The organism is Fibrobacter sp. UWH6, from assembly GCF_900142465.1.
Classification (GTDB): Bacteria; Fibrobacterota; Fibrobacteria; order Fibrobacterales; family Fibrobacteraceae; genus Fibrobacter.
The window spans coordinates 114,501-138,168 of sequence record NZ_FRAX01000004.1; the positions used below are offsets into that span (position 1 = coordinate 114,501).

The 23,668-nt window shown below is 49.8% G+C and carries 27 protein-coding genes; 20 read left to right on the forward strand and 7 right to left on the reverse strand.

What is annotated here, in order from left to right; translation table 11 throughout:
• Nucleotides 1–8 precede the first annotated feature (8 nt).
• The 4 genes from cobA to BUB73_RS05245 all read left to right on the forward strand — a co-directional run bounded on the left by cobA (nucleotide 9) and on the right by BUB73_RS05245 (nucleotide 5,684).
• The gene (gene cobA / locus BUB73_RS17645) at nucleotides 9–1,751 is read left to right on the forward strand and encodes a uroporphyrinogen-III C-methyltransferase (RefSeq protein ID WP_254795004.1); all 1,743 of its coding nucleotides are present in this window, start codon (nucleotides 9–11) and stop codon (nucleotides 1,749–1,751) included.
• Nucleotides 1,748–2,635: an NAD(P)-dependent oxidoreductase gene (locus tag BUB73_RS05235; protein WP_073284138.1), complete on the forward strand. Its 888-nt coding sequence runs from the start codon at nucleotides 1,748–1,750 to the stop codon at nucleotides 2,633–2,635. Before cobA ends, BUB73_RS05235 begins: the two co-directional genes overlap by 4 nt.
• A gap of 86 nt (nucleotides 2,636–2,721) precedes the next feature.
• Nucleotides 2,722–3,690 carry a porphobilinogen synthase gene (gene hemB / locus BUB73_RS05240; protein ID WP_073159389.1) on the forward strand — a complete coding sequence of 323 codons (969 nt, stop codon included), beginning with the start codon at nucleotides 2,722–2,724 and terminating at the stop codon, nucleotides 3,688–3,690.
• Nucleotides 3,691–3,896: 206 nt separating this feature from the next.
• A complete protein-coding gene (locus BUB73_RS05245; protein WP_073284141.1) occupies nucleotides 3,897–5,684 on the forward strand; it encodes an FISUMP domain-containing protein in 1,788 nt (595 codons plus the stop codon).
• Nucleotides 5,685–5,809: 125 nt separating this feature from the next.
• Here the strand turns inward: BUB73_RS05245 and BUB73_RS05250 are convergent, their stop codons facing one another.
• Both BUB73_RS05250 and BUB73_RS05255 read right to left on the reverse strand, forming a co-directional pair.
• Nucleotides 5,810–6,241, reverse strand: coding sequence for an Rpn family recombination-promoting nuclease/putative transposase (locus tag BUB73_RS05250; protein ID WP_073284144.1), 432 nt, complete (start codon nucleotides 6,239–6,241; stop codon nucleotides 5,810–5,812).
• Nucleotides 6,242–6,274: 33 nt separating this feature from the next.
• Nucleotides 6,275–6,490 carry a hypothetical protein gene (locus BUB73_RS05255; protein WP_073284156.1) on the reverse strand — a complete coding sequence of 72 codons (216 nt, stop codon included), beginning with the start codon at nucleotides 6,488–6,490 and terminating at the stop codon, nucleotides 6,275–6,277.
• A 278-nt stretch (nucleotides 6,491–6,768) separates the two neighbouring features.
• On the opposite strand from BUB73_RS05255, the gene hemL reads away from it, so the two are divergent.
• From hemL to BUB73_RS17200, 15 genes are all read left to right on the forward strand, one after another.
• Nucleotides 6,769–8,055, forward strand: a complete 1,287-nt coding sequence (gene hemL / locus BUB73_RS05260) for a glutamate-1-semialdehyde 2,1-aminomutase (RefSeq protein ID WP_073284159.1) — start codon at nucleotides 6,769–6,771, stop codon at nucleotides 8,053–8,055.
• Nucleotides 8,056–8,122: 67 nt separating this feature from the next.
• Nucleotides 8,123–8,446 carry a hypothetical protein gene (locus tag BUB73_RS05265; RefSeq protein ID WP_175552189.1) on the forward strand — a complete coding sequence of 108 codons (324 nt, stop codon included), beginning with the start codon at nucleotides 8,123–8,125 and terminating at the stop codon, nucleotides 8,444–8,446.
• 137 nt (nucleotides 8,447–8,583) lie between these two features.
• Nucleotides 8,584–9,771 (forward strand): cytosine permease, encoded by a 1,188-nt coding sequence (locus BUB73_RS05270; RefSeq protein ID WP_073284165.1) that lies wholly within the window; start codon nucleotides 8,584–8,586, stop codon nucleotides 9,769–9,771.
• A gap of 85 nt (nucleotides 9,772–9,856) precedes the next feature.
• Complete coding sequence (locus BUB73_RS05275; protein WP_073159377.1) at nucleotides 9,857–10,207, forward strand: hypothetical protein; 351 nt, start codon at nucleotides 9,857–9,859, stop codon at nucleotides 10,205–10,207.
• 109 nt (nucleotides 10,208–10,316) lie between these two features.
• Nucleotides 10,317–11,309: a putative heme d1 biosynthesis radical SAM protein NirJ2 gene (nirJ2, locus tag BUB73_RS05280; protein ID WP_073235350.1), complete on the forward strand. Its 993-nt coding sequence runs from the start codon at nucleotides 10,317–10,319 to the stop codon at nucleotides 11,307–11,309.
• Nucleotides 11,310–11,353: 44 nt separating this feature from the next.
• Complete coding sequence (locus tag BUB73_RS05285) at nucleotides 11,354–11,773, forward strand: hypothetical protein (protein ID WP_073284167.1); 420 nt, start codon at nucleotides 11,354–11,356, stop codon at nucleotides 11,771–11,773.
• 18 nt (nucleotides 11,774–11,791) lie between these two features.
• A complete protein-coding gene (gene tadA, locus BUB73_RS05290; RefSeq protein ID WP_217650871.1) occupies nucleotides 11,792–12,304 on the forward strand; it encodes a tRNA adenosine(34) deaminase TadA in 513 nt (170 codons plus the stop codon).
• Between the two features lie 23 nt (nucleotides 12,305–12,327).
• Complete coding sequence (locus tag BUB73_RS05295; protein WP_073159371.1) at nucleotides 12,328–13,158, forward strand: hypothetical protein; 831 nt, start codon at nucleotides 12,328–12,330, stop codon at nucleotides 13,156–13,158.
• Entirely contained in the window at nucleotides 13,155–13,889 is a 735-nt protein-coding gene (locus tag BUB73_RS05300; protein ID WP_249269270.1) for a right-handed parallel beta-helix repeat-containing protein, read from the forward strand. Before BUB73_RS05295 ends, BUB73_RS05300 begins: the two co-directional genes overlap by 4 nt.
• Nucleotides 13,890–13,904: 15 nt before the next feature.
• On the forward strand, nucleotides 13,905–14,813 hold the full coding sequence (locus tag BUB73_RS05305; protein ID WP_073159369.1) for a hypothetical protein: 909 nt from the start codon (nucleotides 13,905–13,907) through the stop codon (nucleotides 14,811–14,813).
• Nucleotides 14,814–14,830: 17 nt separating this feature from the next.
• Nucleotides 14,831–16,723 (forward strand): fimbrial protein, encoded by a 1,893-nt coding sequence (locus BUB73_RS05310; RefSeq protein WP_073159367.1) that lies wholly within the window; start codon nucleotides 14,831–14,833, stop codon nucleotides 16,721–16,723.
• A 3-nt stretch (nucleotides 16,724–16,726) separates the two neighbouring features.
• On the forward strand, nucleotides 16,727–17,365 hold the full coding sequence (locus BUB73_RS05315) for an OmpA/MotB family protein (RefSeq protein WP_073159365.1): 639 nt from the start codon (nucleotides 16,727–16,729) through the stop codon (nucleotides 17,363–17,365).
• Nucleotides 17,366–17,387: 22 nt separating this feature from the next.
• The gene (locus BUB73_RS05320) at nucleotides 17,388–18,044 is read left to right on the forward strand and encodes a hypothetical protein (protein ID WP_073235353.1); all 657 of its coding nucleotides are present in this window, start codon (nucleotides 17,388–17,390) and stop codon (nucleotides 18,042–18,044) included.
• Nucleotides 18,045–18,113: 69 nt separating this feature from the next.
• Nucleotides 18,114–18,410, forward strand: coding sequence for an FISUMP domain-containing protein (locus BUB73_RS05325; protein ID WP_073284170.1), 297 nt, complete (start codon nucleotides 18,114–18,116; stop codon nucleotides 18,408–18,410).
• Nucleotides 18,407–18,556: a fibrobacter succinogenes major paralogous domain-containing protein gene (locus tag BUB73_RS17200; protein WP_175552190.1), complete on the forward strand. Its 150-nt coding sequence runs from the start codon at nucleotides 18,407–18,409 to the stop codon at nucleotides 18,554–18,556. Before BUB73_RS05325 ends, BUB73_RS17200 begins: the two co-directional genes overlap by 4 nt.
• 190 nt (nucleotides 18,557–18,746) lie before the next feature.
• On the opposite strand, the gene argH is transcribed toward BUB73_RS17200, so the two are convergent.
• From argH to BUB73_RS05350, 5 genes are read right to left on the reverse strand one after another with little or no spacing between them, the layout of a single operon-like run.
• Nucleotides 18,747–20,216 (reverse strand): argininosuccinate lyase, encoded by a 1,470-nt coding sequence (gene argH, locus BUB73_RS05330; RefSeq protein ID WP_254795005.1) that lies wholly within the window; start codon nucleotides 20,214–20,216, stop codon nucleotides 18,747–18,749.
• A gap of 18 nt (nucleotides 20,217–20,234) precedes the next feature.
• Nucleotides 20,235–20,672, reverse strand: a complete 438-nt coding sequence (locus BUB73_RS05335; RefSeq protein ID WP_073159360.1) for a hypothetical protein — start codon at nucleotides 20,670–20,672, stop codon at nucleotides 20,235–20,237.
• On the reverse strand, nucleotides 20,665–21,438 hold the full coding sequence (locus BUB73_RS05340) for a lysophospholipid acyltransferase family protein (RefSeq protein ID WP_073284172.1): 774 nt from the start codon (nucleotides 21,436–21,438) through the stop codon (nucleotides 20,665–20,667). Before BUB73_RS05340 ends, BUB73_RS05335 begins: the two co-directional genes overlap by 8 nt.
• Nucleotides 21,439–21,443: 5 nt before the next feature.
• Entirely contained in the window at nucleotides 21,444–22,133 is a 690-nt protein-coding gene (locus BUB73_RS05345; protein WP_073235362.1) for a beta-ketoacyl synthase chain length factor, read from the reverse strand.
• Between the two features lie 24 nt (nucleotides 22,134–22,157).
• Nucleotides 22,158–23,249, reverse strand: coding sequence for a methyltransferase (locus BUB73_RS05350; protein WP_073159355.1), 1,092 nt, complete (start codon nucleotides 23,247–23,249; stop codon nucleotides 22,158–22,160).
• Between the two features lie 127 nt (nucleotides 23,250–23,376).
• Between BUB73_RS05350 and BUB73_RS05355 the strand changes: the two genes are divergently transcribed.
• On the forward strand, nucleotides 23,377–23,652 hold the full coding sequence (locus tag BUB73_RS05355; protein WP_073159353.1) for a phosphopantetheine-binding protein: 276 nt from the start codon (nucleotides 23,377–23,379) through the stop codon (nucleotides 23,650–23,652).
• Nucleotides 23,653–23,668: the final 16 nt, after the last annotated feature.

A 23,668-nucleotide genomic window follows, 5' to 3' on the forward strand; every position in this document is an offset into this window, starting at 1 on the left:
AATACGGAATGAAGAATTTTGGTAAAGTTTATTTGATTGGCGCAGGCCCCGGTGATCCGGGTCTGTTTACCTTGAAGGGCAAGTCCATTTTGGAACGTGCCGATGTTGTTGTGTACGACCGTTTGGTTTCTCCGGCAATTTTGTCTTTTTGTAATGCAAGTGCCGAAATGGTGGATGTAGGCAAGATGCCTACACATCACAAGGTTAAGCAATCCGAAATCAATAAACTGTTGGTGAAGTTTGCCCAGGAAAAGCCTGGTGCCGTAATCGCCCGCCTGAAAGGTGGTGATCCCTTTGTGTTCGGTCGTGGTGGCGAAGAGGCTTTGGAACTGATTGATGCCGGTGTGGAATTCGAAGTGGTTCCCGGTATCACAAGTGCCATTTCTGTGCCCGCCTACGCAGGCATTCCTGTAAGCCATCGTGGAATTGCTACCAGCTTCCACATTGTTACCGGCCATGAGAAGCAGGAAATGCAGACGTGTCATTCTGAGCTATACGAAACTAAGAACTTTAGTTCTCAAGTTGAGTTATGCCCTTTGGGTAGAAGCACGAAGGGCGGAGTCGAAGAATCTAGCATTTCTGGTCTCGATTTTCCCGCTCTTGCCAAGTGCCCTGGCACTCTGATTTTCTTGATGGGCATTTCCAATATGGAAATGATTTCTCGCCGTCTGATTGAATGCGGTAAGGATCCCAAGACTCCTCTGGCTTTTATCGAAAAGGGAACAACCCCCTACCAGCGTACCGTTATGTGTACCTTGGAAACCGCAGGGGAGACTATCCTTCGTGAAAACGTAACCGCTCCTGCCATTACCATTATGGGTGGCGTAGTGGAATTGGGCAAGATTCTTGCATGGCGAAAGGATTTGCCCCTGTCCGGTAGGCGTCTGGTGATTACTCGAGCCGCAAAGCAGGCTGGGGGAATCGCTTCCCGCCTGACGGCTCTCGGAGCCGAAGTTATTGAGACGCCCATGATCGAGACTCGTGGTGTTGAACCTCGCGTAGGTTCTTTGGATGGGACTGCTGCTGATTTCGCAGACCTTTCAAACTTTGACGTCCTCGCATTCACCAGTACCAACGGCGTAGATTCCTTCTTTGAATTGTTGTTCAGGGCGGGTCTGGATATTCGTTCTCTCGCCGGAAAGAAAATCGCCAGTGTTGGGAAGATTACCGAAAAGAAATTGTTGGAACGGGGTATTCGCTGTGATTACGTTCCCGAAGATCACACCGGCGAAGGTCTGGGCAAATTGCTCGCCTCCAAGTGTCTTTCAGAAACACAGTGTGCGAGTCATTCTGAGCTATACGAAACTAAGAACTTTAGTTCTCAAGTTGAGTTATGCCCTTTGGGTAGAAGCACGAAGTGCGAAGTCGAAGAATCTCGCATCCTCCTTCTCCAGGGAAATCTTGCCGACGATACCATCTTGAAGCTTTTGCCGAAGGCAACCCGTTGGGTGGTTTACGAAACCCTTCCTGTGGCCACCTTGCCCGACTGGAAGCGTGAAGCCGTTGCCGGTGCTGATGCCGTCGTATTCGCCAGCTCCAGTGCCGTGGAAAATTTCATGAACGCTTTGAAATTACCTCAAAGCACCGAAGGTGCGGCCTCAAACCTCAGCGCGCAGCGCCCTCATTTGGCCTTCTCCATTGGTCGCCTGACCTCTGCCACCGCCAAGAAGTACGACTTTGAAGTTGTGGAAAGCGAAGAGACTTCCATGGATTCCCTGGTCAAGAAAATCACGGAATACTACGCCGTATGAAAGTCGTTCTGATTATCGCCCATAACTGCATCCGTCCGGGAGCTTACCGCGGTTTTGAAACTGTTCTTGACCGCCTTCGTAAGGATATGCCTGACGCTCGTATAGCAAGTACTAGCCTTGTGGATTTGGATAATGATTTGCGTGCTATCTTACGCGAGGATGTGGAATCCGTAACCTTGTTGCCTTACTTGCTTTTGAACGGTCAGCATTCCAAGGGTGATATTCCCGCCATTGTTGCCGCAGCCCAGAAGGACTTCCCACAGATTCCCATGACGCTTTTGCCACCCCTGGGAGAATGGGATGGCTTTGCGGATATGGTGGTCAATGGTGTTCGTCGTGCGAATCGCGCCGAAGCACAAAAGGAAAATCAAGCTCATTCCAATTCCAGCCTTTTCGCTATTGAAATGAATCTGGAAGGTAAAAATGTGCTGGTGGTGGGCGGTGGCCGCATAGCCCTTCGTAAGGTAAAGACCTTGCTTCCTACAGGAGCCCGCATCACCGTGGTGGCACCCATGTTTGATCCTGAGTTCAAGACTCTAGAAGTGCCGCAGAATTCTCTTACGACTGTAACTCTGGAAGAGCGTCCTTACGATGTTCTGGATCTTCGTTCCGTTTCTATGGTGTTCATCTGTACGGATCAGCCGGCAGTAAATGCACAAGTCAGTAACGATGCGCGAGCCCGCCGCATTCTGGTGAACAACGCTTGCGATTACCTGGACGGTGATTTCATTGTTCCCGCCCGAATGGACTTTGGTAAAAACATCACCGTAACCGTTTCCTCCCAGGGCCGCGCTCCCAGCCTGGCAAAAAAACTGAAACAGAAAATTCAGGCAGACTGGAAAAAAGACCTAGAACAAATTGAAAAAGAAAGCTGTGAGCTATGAGTAATGAGTTTTGTGCTAAAACAAGGCGCCCTCGGCGCGATTATTAAACCTCATACCTTTAATCTTTAACCTTAAAACTTTAACCTATGATTATCCGTCCTCGTCGTCTTCGTCAGAATACTACCATCCGCAACATGATTGCGGAAACTTCCGTTAGCCCCGATTGCCTCGTTTACCCCATGTTCGTGGTAGAAGGGGAGGGCGTCAAAGAAGAAATTCCCAGCATGCCCAACCAGTTCCGCTTCAGCATCGATGAACTGCTGAAGGAAATTGAAACCTTTGGACCTTTGGGCTTGAAGTCCGTGTTGCTGTTTGGTATTCCCGACCATAAGGACGAAATGGGCTCACAGGCTTATGATGATGATGGTATCGTTCAGCGCGCCACCCGTGCAATCAAGGCCAGATTCCCGGAAATCTACGTGATTTGCGACGTCTGCCTTTGCGAATACATGAGCCACGGCCACTGCGGAATCATCAAGGATTGCGATGTGGATAACGATCCCACCTTGGAACTTCTGGCAAAGACAGCTGTTTCTCAGATTGCTGCCGGCGCAGATATGGTGGCCCCCAGTGATATGATGGACGGTCACATTACCGCCATCCGTGAAGCTTTGGACGAAGCTGGTTTTACCAACGCTCCCATTATGGGTTACAGCGCTAAGTTCGCCAGCGCCTATTACGGCCCCTTCCGCGATGCCGCCGATTCCGCACCCCATTTCGGCAACCGCAAAACTTACCAGATGGATGTCCGCAACATCCGTGAAGCTATGCACGAAGTGGAACTGGATTTGGAAGAAGGTGCCGATATCGTTATGGTAAAGCCGGGTCTTGCTTTTTTGGATGTGCTTCGCGGTGCTGCCGAAATCAGCAACGTCCCCGTAGCCGTCTACAACGTCAGTGGAGAATACTCCATGGTGAAGGCCGCTGCAAAGATGGGCTGGATCGACGAAGATTCCATCATCCGCGAAAATATGATTGCATTCAAGCGTGCCGGCGCCGACATCATCATTACCTACCACGCCAAGGAAATCCTGGAAAAGGGACTGCTAGGGTAGAGTGCTTGTTGTCTAAAAATGACTCTCCTGTTTTTGCAGGGGAGTTTTTTGTATAAAATGAAAAACCCCAGCCGTTGGGTTCTTTTTTTATGCAGGAAATAATAAATAAAAAATTTTTTTGTCTGGAAAAAAATAAACTTACTTTTTGTAGACAAAATCATTTTTTTTTCTTACATTTACCGCGTCTTTTTTTAAAAGGAGTGAGTATGAGTGCTCAGTTTGGTAAATATGCAGTAGTTGCATCTGCTGTTATTTTGGGATTGTCTGCTTGCGGTGATGAATCTACCGTATCTGACGGAGGATCTAACGTCTCGATTCTTGACGAGAAGCTTGGTGAATGCAGCGAAAGCAACCAGGGCGCAATGGCCTATGTGACTGATTCCGCTGCCCTGTATTTCTGTGCTGATGGGGAATGGGTTCCCCTGAAGGGCCAGGATGGCGAAGACGGCAAGGATGGTAAGGACGGCAAGGATGGCAAGAATGGCGCAAGCTGTACTGCCAAGGTCGTTGATGACGGCGTCGAAGTTAGCTGCGATGGCAAAGTCGTAGGCACCATCAAGAATGGTGAAGACGGCGAAAACGGCAAGAACGGCGAAAACGGCAAGAACGGCGAAGACGGCAAGAACGGTGACAAGGGTGACAAGGGTGATAAGGGCGACAAGGGTGACAATGGCGACAACGGCACCAGCTGTACAGCCGAAATCATTAATGAAGGCATCGAAGTTAGCTGCGATGGCGAAGTCCTAGACACCCTCAGGAATGGCAAGAGCGCCTTCGAACTGGCTGAATCCGAATTGTCCTTGGAAGACTGGCTTGCCAGCCTGAAGGGTGATAAGGGTGACAAGGGCGATAAGGGTGACAAGGGCGACAAGGGCGATAAGGGCGAAGATGGCCTTTCCTGCTCTGCATCGCAGATCGAAAATAATGATGGCACGAAGACGACGACCATCACTTGCGAAACCGCCGAAGGCGAATCTGCCGAATATGTGGTGAATGACGGTAAGGATGGTGCCAGCTGCAGCATCAGTGACAAAGGCAATGGTGTCGTGAAACTTATCTGCGGTGACAATTCCGTCAATCTCAAAGAGCCCTTGTGCGGAAGCACTCCCTATGATCCGGAAGAATGGATTTGCCTTGACGACGATGAACTTCTTCAAAATACTGCCTCCAGCACAGCAACCTCCAGCGCTGCACCAGCCTACTCCAGCGCGGCCGCTCCGATAATCTCCAGCGCATCCTATTCTAGCGAAGCTGCTCCTAGCTCTAGCGCATCTGTTCCGAGCTCCAGCGCTGCACCTGCCTACTCCAGCGCGGTCGCTCCGATAATCTCCAGCGCATCCTATTCTAGCGAAGCTGCTCCTAGCTCTAGCGCATCTGTTCCGAGCTCCAGCGCTGTACCGGAAGTATTTGAATACAGCTCCAGCGCGGCCGCTCCGATAATCTCCAGCGGTGCAGCCCCCTCTTGTGAAGAGACTGTTAAGGGTACCTATATCGATACTCGCGATAAGCATGAGTACAAGACAGTGACCATCGGTGATCGGACATGGTTTGCTGAAAACATTCAATATCCTGCTTCTTCCGTCACGACAAAAGTACATACTGACGGTGTACAACTGCTTTATTACGGTGCAAATGGTGTTTGCCCTGAGGATTGGCGTTTGCCGTCGAGGGCTGATTTTGAGGATCTAATCGCTCGTGCCACATGTGGGGGAACCGGCGATCCGTCCAAAGTTTTGAGATCCACGACATGGGACGGAACTGATGAACTGGGATTCAGTGTCGTTCCCACAGGTAATTGTGGATCGAGCGATTGTTGGAATCCTGACAAGTATACGGCATTCTGGACGACTGATGCTAATCCGGTGGCAACAAGTACGTATTCCACCTTGGCTTTTGACTATGCTGATGATGACCCTAATAAAGGAAAAATGTCTTTTACTGAAACTAAGACAGCTTATGCAATATCCATCCGTTGCGTAAAGGATAAAGAATAACTGTTTAATTCTCAAAAGCCCGCTGGTTTTAGTGCCGGCGGGCTTTTTTTACTACTGGTTTCAAAAAAAACTCACCCGCAGTATATAACCGCGGGTGAGATTTTTTTCTGAAAGAAATCTGAATCTTAGGGCTTTGGGATTGCAAGCTTCCTGATCTCTTCTTCTTCCCTGAGAACGTCGCCGACAGTCTTGTAATTGGGACGAACGAAATCCATCTTGAATGCCTCCATAAAGTTGGCTCTTAACCATCCTTTCAAATATACATCCATCTGGTACAGTAAGTCAAGGGCTTCCGATTTGGGCAGTTCCCTGTGGATTCGGTCCAGTACTTTAGAGAATGTCTCCCGAGAATTGTCTGGATTCCAGATGTACTTCATGGCGCAGATGAAGGCTGCAAGGCGCGCCCCGAATCCGTTCAGAGATTCGTCAGAAACCTCCTTCACGTTCAGCAGGATGCACTTGAAGGGGAGCAGGTACCTCTGGAGTTCCTTGGGGTACGCCTGCAGCTTTTTAAGCGGGTCCCAGTTGTCCTTGCCATTGTAGAGGATGATTGCCACGGAGGGAATCCCCTTTTCCGCATTGGCCTTCAGCTAGTTTTCCATCAGATAGTAGTGGTACTTGCGGAGCTGATCCATGACGCCATCGTCGCTGGAAGATTTGTGCTCCACCAGGAAGCCGACGCAGACCTGAACCGGTTTGGCCTTGCCCGTCAGAAATTCCTGACGAACTTCGGCGATAAATACCAAGTCCGCATAACCAGTCTTTTCTGTGTTACTGTAATCGCCGGGAACCTGCCCTCGGGTCACCTCCTGAATTCAAGGGTGACCTCGGTTTAGATTGTTGTAAAGAAGGTGACAATCCAAACTGCGGAAAATGCAGGTTAAAGGTTGAAGCTATGTAAAAAAAATCTGCATTCGCAGATGAATACGATATATGAAAAAATCTGCACTCGCAGATAGACGGAATATATGAAACTTAGAACAAACTGTCAAGCGAGATGCTGCAGAAAAATCATGAAGTTTTTTGATGCACAACTGTAAAATCTTGGGGATGCTTAAAGTTCATAATTCCTATATTGTATCCTATGAATCATTCTGTTAGTGAAAAACTGTTTGCTGAAGCAAAGTCCCTGATGCCGGGTGGTGTCAATAGTCCTGTTCGAGCCTTTGGAAACGTGGGGGCAACTCCTCCCTTTATCGCTCGTGCCAAGGGTAGCCATATCTATGACGTCGATGGAAACGACTATGTGGACTATGTGGGTTCCTGGGGCCCCATGATGTTGGGCCACGCTCACGATGCCGTTATCAAGGCTGTTGCCGAAACGGCTCAGAATGGCCTTAGTTTTGGCGCACCCTGCGGTCTGGAATCTGAACTTGCGAAATTGGTGATGCAGTTGGTTCCCAGCATCGAGATGATTCGTATGGTGAACTCCGGTACCGAAGCTACCATGAGTGCCATCCGTGCTGCCCGTGGCTTTACCGGGCGCGATAAGATTATCAAGTTTGAAGGTTGCTATCATGGTCACAGCGATAGCCTGCTGATCAAGGCCGGCTCCGGCATGCTGACTACGGGCAAGCCCAGCAGTAAGGGTGTTCCCGCAGACCTTGCCAAGTATACTTTGACGCTCCAGTACAATGATGTGGCTCAGGTTCGCGAAACTTTCAACGCCATCGGTGATGAAATCGCAGGCGTTATCGTGGAACCGGTGGCTGGCAACATGGGCGTTGTTCCTGCGACTCAGGAATTCCTCCAGGCTCTTTCCGAAGAAACCAAGAAGCATGGCTCCATCCTGATTTTCGATGAAGTGATGACCGGCTTCCGTGTGGGTGTTCATTGCGCCCAGGGCCTTTACGGCATTAAGCCGGATCTGACCACCTTCGGTAAGATCATTGGCGGTGGCATGCCGGTGGGTGCTTATGGCGGCCGCCTGGATGTGATGCAGCAGATTGCTCCCTTGGGCGGAATCTATCAGGCTGGTACTTTGTCAGGTAACCCGGTGGCCATGGCTGCTGGTCTTGCTACCATGGGCGAACTGAGCCGCAATCCGGAACATTACACTCGTGCGGAACGATCCACGACGAACTTGTTAAAAGGCCTCAAGGCTGCTGCCCAGGAAGCGGGTCTCCCTATGACTACCAACCAGGTGGGTTCCATGGGTTGCGTCTTCTTCACTGATGGTCCTGTAAATTGCTTCGCAGATGTTCAGAAGTCTGACTTGGAACTTTTCCGCAAGTATTTCCTGGGAATGTTGGATGAAGGCATTTACTTGGCCCCCAGCCAGTTCGAAGCCATTTTCGTCAGCTCTGCCCACACTGATGCCGACATCGAAAAGACTATCGAAGCTGCCCGCAAGGTCCTAAAAGCACTTTAGCTTAGGTTTAAATCACTTTTTTTGAAAAAAGACTGCTCTCGCACTTGCTGCTATGGGTTTGGCAGCCATGATTACTGCTTGCGGTGATGACTCTTCCTCTAGCGGTGGTAAGATTATATCTTGCGACATGAAGACTGAACGCGTTTTTATGGGTGAAACCCTTACTTCGCATTCCTGTGCTGAAATTTCTTCCAATGCTGTTGCTGCTGATGAGTTGGAAAAAAGCTGTGTAGGTGCACCGGATTTCGGAATTACAGCTACTAAGGGTTCTGGCTGCGCCGGTGGCGAAAAGAAGAAGTGCGATTCTCCTGACGGAAGTGGTGCTGTGTACTTCTACGACGCTGATGCCGCCGACTCCAGTTGTGATAAACTCTTGGACGGTGAAGACTAATAATTAGTCTTTCTAAATCAAGTTTCACATATAAAGGTTTCCTGATGTCAGGAAGCCTTTTTTGCTTTTAGGGTAATAAAACTAGACTTTTATTTCTATCTTTTTCCCCAAAATTTGAAAAACTCCTAGGAACTTATATGGAAAAGAAGACGAGCGTTTTTACTAACGGAATCATTTGGTTTGGTGTAGCCATCTCCGTTTCTGAAATTGAATGTGGTATCGAGATTGGGGCTTCCAATACCCCCGATGGTTTGTGGCTCCCGCTGATTCTTGGTCATGTCTTGGGCGGTATCATGCTGTACTTTGTGGGACTTATCGGTGCCAGGGTCCGCTTGAACGCCATGGAGACTACGGCTTCCACTTTTGGTAAGTACGGTTCCAAGTTTTTTGCCTCGTTGAACTTGCTGCAGCTTATTGGCTGGATTGCAGTTCTGAATGCCCAGGGTGCCATGGCTTTGGCGGGTTTGAACTTGCCGGTTTCATTCCCGTTGACTTGCATTATCTTGGCTGTGCTTATTGCGGCCTGGGTTTTTGTGGGGCTTCGCCGTACCCAGAAGATCACCACGGTGGTCATGGGCTTGCTGGCCGTTCTTTTGGTGGTGCTTACCGCGAAGTTCTTTGGCCTGGGTGGTGCCGCGGCTACGGTAGCTTCCAGTGGAGCAGCCTCTAGTCTTCCTACCTTCAATTTCTGGACGGTCTTTGAGATCTCCATTGCCATGCCCCTTTCCTGGCTGCCGGTAATTTCTGACTATACCAAGGACGTGGCTCGCCCCAGGGCGGCAACTGCGGTTTCTGCCATTGCCTATTCTGCCGCCAGCTTCTGGATGTACTTTATTGGCCTGCAGATTGCTGGTCTTGGTGTAGGGACCAACATCGCCCAGGCAATTCTTTTGGCTGGCATCGGTATCCCAGGCATTCTGATTGTCGCCCTTTCTACGGTGACGACCAACTTTTTGGCCGCCAACTCTGCAGGTGAATCGGCCAAGGCCATTGTGGGTAGGCTGAATCCCAAGGTTACGGGAGTCGTGGTTTGCGCCCTCAGTACGGTTCTTGCTATTTGGGGAATCGTGGACCACTACATTCATTTCTTGTACCTGATCGCTTCTGTATTTGCGCCCATGGCGGCTGTTCTTCTGGTTTCGTTCTTCTTTGTGAAGGAACATCTCGAAAGAAAGGGTTTTTGGATCTGGAATTTATTTGCCTGGCTGGTGGGTTTTGCATCTTACCAGGTGGCTGTAAATACTGGCTTTGATGCTGTTGGCCCCACTTTGCTTGCGGTTGCAATTTCTGCAGCACTGACATTTGCTGCAAAAATCAAGAAGTAGTTTTTTCTATATTTTTATCGATGATGAAAAAATATTTCATTGTTATATTTTAGGAAAGAAATTTTCAAAATCTTTAGGAGAATAAATGAAAAAGTTCTTTATGATTCTTGCTTCTCTGGGTCTTGCCGCTGCAATCTCTGCTTGCGGTGATGATTCTTCTTCGTCTCCGTCTGCATCTAACGGTGGGGACAATGGTGGAAACAATGGCGGAAGCAAGTCCGGCAAGGCTTGCCTTAACACATTCAATGATGGAGAAATCCGTTGTTTTACTCACGAGTCTGTAGAGTTCCTTTGCGGTGGCTCCAGTTCGGACTTGAAGTCTTCGGTTTTGGTGGACGCCTGCCCGGAAGGCTATACCATGGAGTGCCCGAATGATGTGGGTGAAGGCGCTACCTACTTTTATCGGGAAGGCATGACGGACTGCCATAAGTTCTAATCAGACATTGTTTGTAATTGATAACCAAGTTATTAACTGATATGGAAATGGAAATCCAAACTGAGGATTTCCATTTTTTATATTTAGCCCTAGTAAAAAGAGGATAATCATGATCGTTTCTTGGATGACCACCAATAAGTGTAACTTGACCTGTAAGCATTGCTACCAGAACGCTGGTGGTACCAGGGATCGAGAACTGACAACTGCCGAAGGCCACAAGCTCATTGATGAAATCACCAAGGCCGGTTTCAAGATCATGATTTTCAGCGGTGGCGAACCCATGACCCGCCCGGACATTTTGGAATTGGTGGAACATGCTTCCAGGAATGGTCTCCGTCCGGTGTTCGGTACTAACGGTACCATGATTACCGCTGAATTGGCCCAGGGACTTAAGAAGGCCGGAGCCATGGCCATGGGCATTAGCATTGACAGTATCGATCCCAAGCGTCATAATGATTTCCGTGGCTTGGACAACGCTTTTGAACTGACCATGGCTGGTATCGAAAACTGCAAGGCCGCAGGTCTCCCGTTCCAGATTCATACCACCATTATGGATTGGAACCAGGGCGAAATCCTGGAAATTATGGATTGGGTCAAGAGCATCGGTGCTGTAAACCATCAGATTTTCTTTTTAGTGCCGGTGGGACGTGGCAAGGAAATTGCGGATCATGCACTTCATGTAGCGGAGTATGAAAAGTTGCTCCGCAGCATTATGGAAAAGAGCCGCACTCTGGGTATTCCTGTAAAGCCTACTTGCGCTCCGCAGTTCCTGCGTATTGCTGACCAGTTGGGCATCAAGACTCGCTACACCCGCGGTTGCCTTGCCGGGCTGGATTATTGCATTGTAAATCCGGTGGGCCTCGTTCGCCCTTGTGCTTACATGCTTGAAGACGCAGGCGATGTTCACGATACGCCCTTTGACGAAATCTGGGCCAATGCGGAAGTTTTCAAGAAACTGCGTACCAAGGCTTACGAAGGGGCTTGCGGCAAGTGCAAGTTCAATGACCGTTGCGGAGGCTGTCGCGCCCGTGCCGCCTACTATCACGATGGCGACTATATGCAGGAAGATAACAACTGCGCCTATGGAAGAGGCTTGAAGTAGACTGAAATATTCGGGATCACGTTTGGGTATAAGATGAGGTGTTTATGTCAGACGTAAAAGAAAGTGAAATTTCGGAACTTCGTGAAAAGGATCGTGAGCACGATGCTCGCCTTGATTCCCTGAGCACACAGAATCAGAGTCAGGAATTCAAGTTGAAGTCTCAGGTGGCCAAGGATCGCGAACATGATTTCCGCCTTGATTCCATTACCAACAAGAATGATGCACAGGATCAGGAACTCCATCGTCAGGCCATCAAGGACGAAGAACACGATAATCGTTTCGAGGGTCTTGAATCCCGTTGTGCCGCCCTGGAAAAGCAGGTGAGGTTCTTGATCAAGTTGCTTCCCGAAAATATTCGACCCGATGCAGAGCTGCCTAAGGAGCCGAAGTCTCCGATTTCAATTGTCTCTTTATCGTTAGCTGTTCTTGCCCTGATTATCTCCATTATTTCTTTGTTTGTATAATCCCTTTTTAGTTTGTTTATGGCCGATTCCCTAGAAAACCAGAATGCTGAAGACGAACGCTTTATGCGTATGGCCTTGCGTGAGGCCGAAAAGGCTTTTGATGAACGTGAAATTCCCATTGGCTGCGTTATCGTAAAGGACGGTGTGGTCATAGGGAAGGGGCATAATCAGATCGAGATGCTGAAGGATGCCACGGCCCATGCCGAAATTCTGACTATCGGTACGGCGGCCAATGCGCTGGATAACTGGCGTTTGGATGGTTGCACTCTCTATGTGACTTTGGAACCGTGTCCCATGTGTGCCGGTGCCATTTTGAACAGCCGTGTCGGTCGCGTTGTGTATGGTTCCCCGGATACCCGTTTCGGTGGCTGCGGCACGACCATTGACGTGATTGCCAATAATGCCCTGAAAAGGGTGGTTCCCGTGACAGGCGGGGTTCTGGCAGGGGAATGTTTGGGGCTGTTAAAGCTGTTCTTTCAGCGGATGCGCCTTGAAAAGGGTGACTCTGGCGCCAAACCGCCTGTGTCGTAATTTGAAAAAATTAAATTTTACTTATGAATTTCTTTAAGCTTTTCGCCAGCTCTGCTGCGCTCATGTTTTTGTGTTCCTGTGACGGTAACGAATTTACTTTGGCTTTTAATACCCAGAACGTTCCGCCCCAGACTTATTACCTGGAATCTTCCCTGAATGCCATTTTGCCGATGGATACGGTGACTGGCACTCCCGAGGCCATGAATACACATCTGGTGGTCAAGGCTACCAATACTTTGGTGACCGCCTATGATGATGGGGCTGCCAAGTTCCAGATGAAGATTGATTCTGTGGACTACAAGTCCGACAAGCGTTCTGTGGATGAATTCCGCAGCATGGAACGTTATATGTCCACGGAACATTTCCAGTTCAAGATGGCCAAGGACGGCATTGTCAGCAATGCGGTCATCGAAGATTCCGTGATGCTCGGAACCGAAGCCCTGGATTTGATCCGCCTGTTCCTGAAGGTGCAGCCGTTGCTGCCGGGTAAGCCCGTTGCCGTTGGCGAAACCTGGGAACGTCCCATGGATATTCCGGGCAACAACAAGGCCAATACGGTGGTGTACAAGGCATTTACCCTGCAGGACCAGTATGTTCACGACGGCGTGCAGATGGCAAAGATCGGCATGAACCTGAAGTACAAGGAAGTGGCCGACTCTACTGCCGACGTTCGTATGTCCAGCAAGGGCTTTATTGTGGGTTCCGGAACGATTCTGTTTGATATGACCCACGGGGCCATTTCTTCTGTGAACCTGGAACTGACTGGCGACCTGGCAGTAAGCGACCTGGTGGCCGAAAGTGTTATTCCCGAAATGCACGTGATCCAGAAGATCAAGTTGAGGAGTGAATTTTGATTTTGATTCCTAAGCGAGTTGCGGGGGTTATTGCAGCTGCGCTGACTGCTCTTTCTGTGTGCGGTCTTGCCGTGGCTGGTGAGATGCCTTTCCCGCAGATCGAGAACGGCAAGGTTACTCTTGTGGAGGCTGACAGCCCTTACCTTCTGGAACAGGGGGTGGTGTTCTCTGCTAATGATACCTTGATGGTGGAACCGGGTGTTACCGTTTTGATGGGTGAATACGCCAAGCTGATGCTTCGCGGTTCCGTAAAGATTTCCGGTACCGACGAGAAGCCTGTGGTGTTCCGCAGTGCCGACTCTAGCGAAAGCTGGAACGGTCTACATTTTGTTTCTTCTAGCCGTCCTTTCGAAGTGAAGAACCTGGTGGTGGAGAATGCCTTCCGCAATACGGTGTTCCGCTCCAAGGGTATTTTCGAAAGTGTGCAGTTCATTAACAACTACTATGGCCTGTGGATCGACGACGTGCCCGAGGTTTTCCTGGCCCGTTGCGAATTCACCCGCAACCGTTTTGCCCTTTCTGTGCGTGCTGGTCAGGTGATGTCTGCCGAAACCAAGATTTCCAACAATGTTTACGGCCTCTATCTTGAAGCCGGTGGAAAGTTTGACGGTGATAAGAGCTTGATCAATAACAATCTTGAAGCCGATGTCCGCAGCGAAGTGGAAGAAATGGCTGGCAAGGGCAAGCGCGTGAACCGCAGTATTTGGCATCGTATCGAAACGGCTTTCTAGGGAGCATCTGGCGTAGTGCAGGAAAATTTCCGCAGATCAATTCGAAAGATGACGGGCAACAGTGTCCGTCTGACGGTGCGCCCTAACCGTTCCTCCATGGTGGCAACGCTGTCGCAGTCCATGATGGTCACTTGGTCCATCGTGCTGTACGAACATCTTGATGCCATGCTGAACGACCCGTCTGTGAACGTAGGAACGTCGGAATTGATTTCGTATAGCGAAACCGCTTATAAGTTGGCCGATGCCAGCTTCCCTCAGATTATCGCTGATGCAAATAAGCTTTACGATGAATTCCGCACCAAGTGGATGCAGCGTTTTTCTACTGATGAAGTGATGCGACTCCTTTTGGAAGGAGGTGACTTTTTGCATCATGACGAAGAAAAGGGTTGGTATCTGACGGTCAAGAACAGCAAACAGGATATTAATGCCTTCTATTCGGCAACCATCCATTTGCTGGTGAGCGATGCGGAACCTCTGTTTGTGCGTATGCATGGCCGCGTGATGCAACTGCAGGAAAAGTTGTGCAAGTACTGGCATAGCGAATCCGCCGTAGACGCCATGTCCAAGTTGCTGCCCAGTCTAGAAGCTTCCTTGCGCGATAAGGAAAACTCCATGGTGGTTTCGTTGCGCAGTTCCTTGAACGCCCTGGCCAAGAAGCGTTTTGCTGCGGCCTTTGCTACCAAGGGTAATACTCATTACTACAGTTCTGCCGCTTCCTGTGCCCGTAATGTAGGTCGTTACTGGAATCCTCATTACGCATACGAAAATGGCTTCCTGGCCTTTACCGATGATTTTTGTGATTATGCCCGCGGACTTACCATTCAGGTAATCGAGTGGTACCAGAGCAAGTGGGCTATGTTCCTTCGCGGATTCAACCGCGGTCAGATGAATTTGTTTGAAACCCAGGCCTCTTTTAAGGCTTAATGAAATGCAGGTAAAAAATGAAGAGTGCATTTAGTTCCATCTTATTACTCACCATTGTGGGCCTTGTCGTTTTGGTGGCAGGCGCATTGTACTTTGGCGCTCCGCTGTTTGGCTGGGTGATCATGGGCGCAATCTTTGTCGTGTTCGTGATGGAACAGCTTCTGGCTCTTAAGAAGTTGAACTTGATCGAAGCTGAAAACCTGGTGCTAGACGAATGCGAAAGCCGCGGTTCTTACAGTGTGTCTGGCGAAGGTGTTGTGGCTAACCGCATTCAGCTGGCCAACCGCCTGATGGCAAAAAGGATTCGTCTGGATTCTCCCATCGCTTTCGAAGTGCTCAACAGCAATGTGGGCATTAACGTTCCCCGTAGCGCTGGCGGTACCGTTATTCTGCTGGGCCTTATGGGAACCTTCTTCGGTTTGATGTATTCCGTGGCCACAGCCGGTGGTGCCATCGACAATTCTACCACCCAGGGAACTTTGGATACTATCCAGCTTTTGTTCCAGGGTATGAAGGGTATTTTCGGTACTAGCCTTTGTGGTTTGTTTGCCGCCTTGATTTTGAATACTAGCCGCTCCCTGTTGCTCAATGCCCGCGATTCCTTTATGGCCCGCCTGGATACCATGACTTTGAATCTTCAGGGCGAAACCGGTGACGAACTGGAACAGAACAAGAATGAACTGGAACGTCTGTTTGACGCTGTGGAAAAGAATCTGGCCAAGGTGACTTCTGCTGTGCAGGATGGCCTGGGTGGTATTGTGGCTAAGGTGGGCGAGGAACTGACCGCCGCCACCACCATGATGAACCAGAATGTTTCTGATTCCGTGGCCAAGGTTTCTGCTAACGTGAACGCCTCTGTAGAAAAGGTTTCTGCAGAAATGTCTGCTTCCGTGAAGACTTTGAATGAATCTCTGGCTTCTGCCATGAGCGGCATGAACGAATCCGTCAAGGATCTGGGTAGCTCTGTTAGCGCTTCTATTTCTACTGCATTTGCTCCCATGGAAAACAGCGTGAAGGCTCTGTCTGCTTCTGTGGAATCTATTCCGTCTAAGCTTGAAGATCAGCTGAACGGCCTTTCTTCTGCACTGGATTCTGGTCTTGGCGATATTGCCAGCGGCGTGAAGGCTGGCCTTAACAGTGTGGCTGACGATGTGAAGTCTGCCCTGAGCGATGTTTCTGGCAGCGTTTATGATGGCCTTTATAAGGTTAGCGAATCTGCCCAGAGTTCTCTGGCCGATACTTCCAACAGCATTGCAGATTCCATTTCTGAACAGGTCAAGCAGTCCAACGAACAGTGGAATGAATTCATGCAGCGCCTGGAAGAACGTACCAATGCCAATGTGGATGCCCAGCGCGATGGTCTTGAAACTCTCAAGAACGTTGCCCTTCAGGTGGCCGAAAAGGCTCAGGCCGGTTCTGCAGAACTTTCCGCTTCTGTTTCCGAAAAGCTGGCTGGCCTCTCCAGCGATATCCTGGGCGCCTTCCAGAAACTTTCCGAAACTTCTGCAACTCTGCTCGAAGCCCAGAAGGCTCTTACCGTCAGCATCGACGAACGCGTTGTCAAGGAAAAGGAAGCAACCGACGCTCTTGGCGGCAACATCGTAGAAACGGCAGAACTCATGCGAGTCAACCAGTCTGAACTGAGCGCCAACCTTGAAATGCTCCGCGCTGGTCTTGAAACCATTCTTGAAAAGCTCAGCGGCGATACTGCAGAACGCGACGAAGAAGAAAACTTCATCGAACATCTGAATCAGTCTCTGGAAGCCTTCCACGAACGTGCCAGCGAAGTGCTTATGGAAAATGCGGTCAAAACTCAGGAAATCCTGTTGGAAGTTCTGGAACAGACTCAGCGTCCGGGCTCTTACTCTGTTGCATCCGCCTCTTCCGAAGAGAACAAGGTCGAGGAATAATCTATGCGTTTCAAGCGAGACGAAAACAGCAATCCCTGGATGGCCTACACGGACTTGGGCGTTGCCCTGGTGTCGTTGTTCATCTTGGCTTTTGTGGCCATGGCGACCCTCAAGGAACAGAAGGCCGAAGACCTTACCCGTACCGAAGAGGAAGTGCTGAGCTGTCAGGAAGAAATGCGCAAGATTGCCGCTGAACGTAACGCCCTTCTTTCCAAGAGTTTGCAGACCTCTATCGAGGCTGGCCTTATTGCCCTGGAAGGGGGTAAGATCCAGATTCAGGCATCCTTCCTTTTCCCGGTGAATGGTGCCGACCTGACCAACGAAGGTGTGGGCGTGATTAAGGGAATCAGCAAGGGCCTTCTTGACGCACTGGATTCTACGGATGTAATCATGGTTAGCGGTTTTACTGATGACATTCCCATCAAATCCAATACTTATACCAACTGGAATCTTTCTACGGAACGTGCAGTGAATGTGGTGAAGACCTTGATTGCCCAGGGATTCCCCCCGGATCGTCTTTTTGCCGCAGGCTTTGGCGAACACCAGCCCAAGTATCCTAACGATACCGAAGAACATCGCCGACTGAACCGCCGCGTAGAAATTGGCGTGACCCCGCTCCAGATGATGGATAAGAAGCAGTAAGGCTTGATACTGAAGGATTTTTATGCAGGACCGTTTGGAATCTTTACGACAGAGTGTAGATGCTATCCGCAAGACCGGAAAGCTGCCGCATTGGCGTATGGTTTATGCCGACAACCTGCTGAATCGTGCCGGTGAGTATATCGCCGTTGACCGTCTGCCCGAAGCAGGCATGGTGGCCGAAAAGCTGGACCGCTGGATTGCGACCCATACGCCCAAGGTGGAGACCGACAACCGATTTGCCGAAAGCCCCTTGCTCATCTGGAATGAATCTCTGCTGTCCCAGATTTCCGAAAGAATCAAGCAGACTCTTTCTACTAAGCGCCAGTTGATTCCCGCAACGGAACGTGACGCCACCTTGCGCCGCCTGACTCAGGTTGAAGCCTGGATCAAGGCTGGTGAATTCCTGCTGGCTCACGATGAACTGCTGGCCCTCCGTGCCGCCCTGATTTCCCGTTTGCGCCGAAGCTATCGTGCCCGCATCGTGGCCAAGTCCGCCTATCAGGGGAATGTTTCCATTCCTACGGGCAGCCTGGTTGGTCCTTACAATGCCCGTCATACTTTGGAAGAAACCTTCCATGTGGTGGGCGAACGCGACCCCATCTGGGTAGAAGACTTCCTGGAAATCTATAACGACCTCTTCCGCATCGTGGAACGCCTGGTTCCGCAGGATAAGAAGTAGTTTTATTGAAAAATGGGCTTTTACAGTCCATTTTTTTTCTAGAAAGTATATTCCATTTTTGCCGAAAATATGAACGCCAATGTGGATGGCAGCTATTGCTATAAGGATGACGAAAAGAACTGCAAGAAGTATGGCCGTCTTTACACCTATGAAGCGGCTAGCAACGTTTGCCCCGAAGGCTGGGAACTTCCGTCTATGGCGACTGTGTACCTTTTGTGGGATAAGTCAGACGCGGGATTCGAAACTTCCAATGCATACTATTTAAAATCTACGACTGATTGGAAGGATGATAATAACGGTGATGATCTCTTTGGGTTTAACGTTATCCTGCAGGAGGCTACGAATCGGGGGACTTTATTGACTTGAGTACAAGTGCCTACTTCTGGATGCAACCTAACGGAAATCTCAAGGAAGTGATCTGGTTCCGTTATACCAGCGATACATTTGAAACAGTTTCCCGTGAAGAGAAGATCGCTTACTCTGTACGTTGCGTAAAGTCTATGAATCTTTAAAGAGAAAAAGCAAACTATAAAAAAGAAACCGCAACCAGATTGGCTGCGGTTTTTCAATTGTACTAGGGAACGTTTCCGTTCGCGTGTCATCCTGAACCCCGTAAGGGGTGTAGAATCTAGCATTAATCCTTGCGGAACTTTTGGCACCGATTCGCAGTGCAGAAGTTGGCGGCTCGGTAATAAAGAAGCACTAGCGCTTCTTTGCTACGCTTGCCTTAAACTTTTTAAGAAGAGCTTCGGCCTTTGCGAACTGCTGCTTCACGGACTTGGGACCGGTACCGCCTTCGATGTTACGGCGGCTGACGCTGTATTCGAAGGTGAGGGTCTTCTTCATCTTCTGCACGTCGGGAACGCCGGCGGCTGCCCAGGATTCGTCGGACAGTTCGGTGAATTCCTTGCCGCTGCGAGCGGCTTCGCCAACCAGGCTACCCACAACGTGATGTGCGTCGCGGAAGGGAACGCCTGCTTCCACCAGCAAGTCTGCCAGGTCGGTAGCCAGCAGCGCCGGCAGCATCTTGGCCTGCATCTTGTCGAAGTTGAAGCGTGCGGTTTCCAGAGCTTCCTTCATGACGCGGAGGATCACCTTTACGTTGTGGACGCTGTCGAATACCGGTTCCTTGTCTTCCTGCAGGTCGCGGCTGTAGGAGAGGGGGGCGCCCTTCACCAGAGTGTACATGGCGCTGAAGTTACCCAGCATACGGCCGGACTTACCGCGGATCAGTTCCATGGAGTCCGGGTTCTTCTTCTGGGGCATCATGGAAGAGCCACTGCTGAATGCATCGTGCAAAGTGAGGAAGCCGAATTCGCTGGTGCTCCAGTTTACGAAATCTTCGGCGTAACGGCTCATGGTGTTTGCGATGATGGCGAGGTCGGCGTTGAATTCCAGCATCATGTCGCGATGGCTTACGGCGTCGATGGAGTTGGGGCTCACATCCTTGAAGCCAAGTTCCTTTGCAACCAATGCGCGCTGGTAGGGGAATGCGGAACCAGCCATGGCGCCGCTACCCAGGGGCAGCTGGGAGTGCAGTTCCAGGAAGTTGTCCAAGCGCTTCACGTCGCGGGAAACGGCAAAGAACATGCTCATCAGATAATGGCTGAAGTAGATGGGCTGTGCCTGCTGCAGATGGGTGTAGCCCGGCATCAGCTTGCCGAAGTACTTCTTGGAAAGGTCCAGAACGACGTCCATCAGTTCCACTTCCAAAGCGCGAATTTCTGCGGCGCGGTGACGCATGTAAAGCTTGAAGTCGGTGCAGACCTGGTCATTGCGGCTACGGCCGGTGTGGATCTTCTTGCCCAGAGCGCCGATACGTTCGGTGAGAACGCGTTCCACTGCCATGTGAATGTCTTCGTCGGAAGGCTGCCACAGGTTCTTGCCTGCATGATAGTCATCGAGAATGGTCTTGAGACCGTCGCAAATTTTCTTGTATTCAGCCTTGGTCAAAACGCCGGATTCTACCAGACCCTTGCCGTGACCGATGCTGCCTTCGATATCTTCTTCAATCAGTTCGGAGTCGAAGTGGAGGCTGAAGGAGAGGTCAACCATGGACTGTGCCATGCCGCTAGCGAAACGGCCGGTCCACATGTTGGTCTGGGTGCCGGACTTGCCAGAGGTTTTCTTTTCAGCCTTGGGGGCCTTAACGGTCTTTGTATTCATTGACATATAACGTCTCTCTTTGAATTATTCTTCGTCTAAAAAGTCGCTGTCGTCTTCTGCGTCAACAGGCTCTATGTTTGCGATGTTATTTTTTGCGGTTTGTTCCATGCAGGAAGCTAAGCTAACGGAATTTTTGGGATCCAGCATACATACGGACTTGATTTCAATGTCCTTGTTGTACTTAGTCTTGGCTACAACCGTGCCGTTGATGGAAAACTTGAAATTTCCGTGTTTCATTCCCTTCTTGCAGGTTCCGATGGCATCTACGGTTTGACCAAAATCATCCACAAAATGCCACTGGGCATTTCGCATGTGGAGGCCCGAGCAGTTAAAAGGAGTGTTCATCTGTTCTGAAGTTTGGAACTTTTGGAATTTACCGCCACCACATGAGGTGAGCATGAGAACTGACGTTCCCAAAACAAGAAATGCGACTGTTTTTTTCATAATACCAAAGTTAGACATTTGAAAGTTCCTGTTCAAGCGCCATCTTCATTTTTTCGGTGAGTTTAATGGCACTCTTCGTCATAGGTACACCTTTGTATGGTGCCGCAGATATCTGGGGTAGAACTTTAAGGTTGTACTGGTAGCGTTCCGTGGGGTGGTACTGCAAAAGTTTATCACACTTCCGGAGTCCAATCTTTTCGTTTCCGCCGAAAAATATGGGTACGACATCGTTTTCGGAGTATAGGGCGAAACGTGCGGCTCCCTTCTTGAATTCCCAGGGTTGACCTGGCCTAGAACGGGTTCCTTCGGGGAAGATGATCAGGTTATTGCCTTCCTCCATGGATTGCCTTGCCCGTTCCATCTGTTCGTCAAAAGGAATTGTGTTTGGAATGTAAAGGTTGCGTACGATCAAGGAGATGAACTTGTTTTCGATGAGTGAACCCTTGACAATACAGTCTGCGTTGGGTATCAGCGAAAATAATATGACCACATCCAGTAGGGATGGGTGGTTGGCGATAACCACCTTGGACTTGATATTCGAAAGTTGTTCCTTGTTTTCGACGTTTACGCTGATGCACCGAATGGTCTTCATGACGTTTACGAAAACTTTGAAATACCAATGGTTGAAACGTCGGGCAATGGCCTTAAACTTTTTTTCGGAGAATCCGGCCAAGACATGCATAATGGGGAAAAGCCCAAGGGCCAATCCTAGACTGCATAAACCAAAAAATGCAAAACTGAAAAGTTTTACTGCAATTCGGTAGATGTAGATAATCTTCTGCATAGAGTCTAGAATACGGGTTGCTTCTGCATTTCTAGGGCGCTCAGGAAAGCGATGGCCTGTTCTGCCGCGGTGTCAAAATTCCCCTGAAGCATCTTGAGGTACTCCAACTGAGAATTCAGGTTGATTCCCTTGTAGGCCTTGTCGGCCTTAGCCTCGTCGGTGGTGAGTCGGAGGGCGAGACCGCAAACGGCATTGGGGTAGGGGACTCCTGCCACGGGTGCGTAAGTTTCGGGAATTAGTTCGTCTGCAAAGATGAAGGTTCGTTCCGTAGCGTCGTCGCAATTTTGCAAGGCGGCGAGGCAATCCGTGAGGCCCGAGGTAAAGGATTCCTTTCCCGAGAAGACGGCTGAGTAGCCTGCGGTGTTGTTTTCGAGAATGGTTGCGTTTGCGACAGAGGCGTTAAATACCGAAAGGCTAAAATGGGCCGGAGAAACCGCGCCCGTATCAATTAGCGCCTGGGATATTTTGAGCTGCTGGGTGATTTCGCCAAACTGAGAGGCGAACGTCACCTTGCAAGGAGGCAACTTGTTGCCTTCGCTATCCTTGGATACCATATCGCTTACGAGAACGACCATGCGGGAAACATAGGTTAGGCGACGGCGGGTAAGCATCGGGACGAAAGATACGTCAGGCTTGGGTTGGGCGTCGTTGGGAATGAAACTTGCCAGTCGCTGGATATAAACGTTCTTTGTCATAAGATTCCTTACAAAAAGAGCGTCTTACTTGATACGGAAACGAAGAAGGGAATAAGCATTGGGGCCAACGTTGTGGTGCGCTTCCTTAAGCTCGAAACCGGCAACCTCGATTGCCTTTTTCAGTTCTTCGTAACGGTACATTTTGCTGTTGCCGTTGGCGATGCAGGTGAAGTACAGTGATGTCGCCTGAAGGGAATATGCTGCTGCTTCGAATCGCTGCTTGTCCCAAAGGGGTTCCAGAACGTAGACGTCTGTATCGGGGGCTGCAGCCTTACGGATCTTTGTCAAAATCTTGGTGATTTCTTCCAGAGAGAAACAGTCCAGGAATTGGCTCATCCATACCGCATTGGCTCCGGTGGGGAAAGCGGTGGTTTCGTCCAGCACATTGCAGGGGAGCGTATTGATGCGTTCGGCAAAACCCGCTGCGGCAGCATTCTTTTCGGCAACGGCGGTCTGGCCCGGAAGATCGATAATGGAAACTTTTACGTCTGCGTTGTATTTGCAGCAGGAAATGGCCCACTTGGCAGTATTGCCTCCGATGTCAAAGAGACGTCCAACGGGTTTCTCGAAAACGATGGGCAGGGCTTCGGGGAAGGCCAAATCAGAGTAGAAATGGTCAAAGCCGAACCAGCTCTTCTTTTCTTGTTCGGTCAGCTGGGAAAGACCTTCGTAAACAGTTTTCCACGGTCCCAGGTGGGGGAGTCCTGCGGGCTTGCCTTTCAGGATGGATTCTTCCAGATTTTCGGCACCGCGGTAGCAGATGTCCTGGGAAAAGTCCATGTTTACCTGGGTCATTTCATCTTTCATGAGGAAAAAGCCGATCTTGCCTAGGGTAAGGCGCAGGTCATCGTCATCAGAATCCTTGTGGACCTTGATAGCTCCCATGCCAAGTCCCATTTCTACCAGTACGCCGATTCCATAGAGAGAAATGTTCAACTTCTGGGATAGTTCGGAAATCTTGATTCCCTTTTTGCGGGCGTTGCTAATTTCATCCAGGATTCCCAGGTTGCGCAGGGCGCGGGCGGCCTGGAAACTAAGGGGGGCAAACGCAATCTTCTGAGCTTCGAACTTGGCGTTTACAGCGTCAATATTGTCGTTAATATAAAAGTCAAACATGTTCCACTCTCCGAAACCTTTTTAGAGGGGTGTAAAGCAGTTTCAAATATAATTTTTTCTATATTGCCTGATCGTATTTTTGTAACTCTTGACTCGGTTGTCATGTATATAAACATTTGGAGGTCTCATGTCTGATCTGAACACCCGCATTAAGGAAGTGCTGATCGAATCACTGGAACTGGAAGATATCACTCCGGCCGACATTGTTGATGCGGCTCCCATTTTTGGTAAAAACGAAAAGGGTGAAGGTCTCGGTCTTGATTCCATCGACGCTCTGGAATTGGGTATTGCCATCAAGGAAAATTTTGGCGTGACCTTCACTGTGGCTAACGAAGAAACCAAGAAGCATTTCGCCTCTGTGGATGCTCTTGCCGCATACATTTCCAAGCACACTGACGCATAAGGGCTTAAAGGTACAC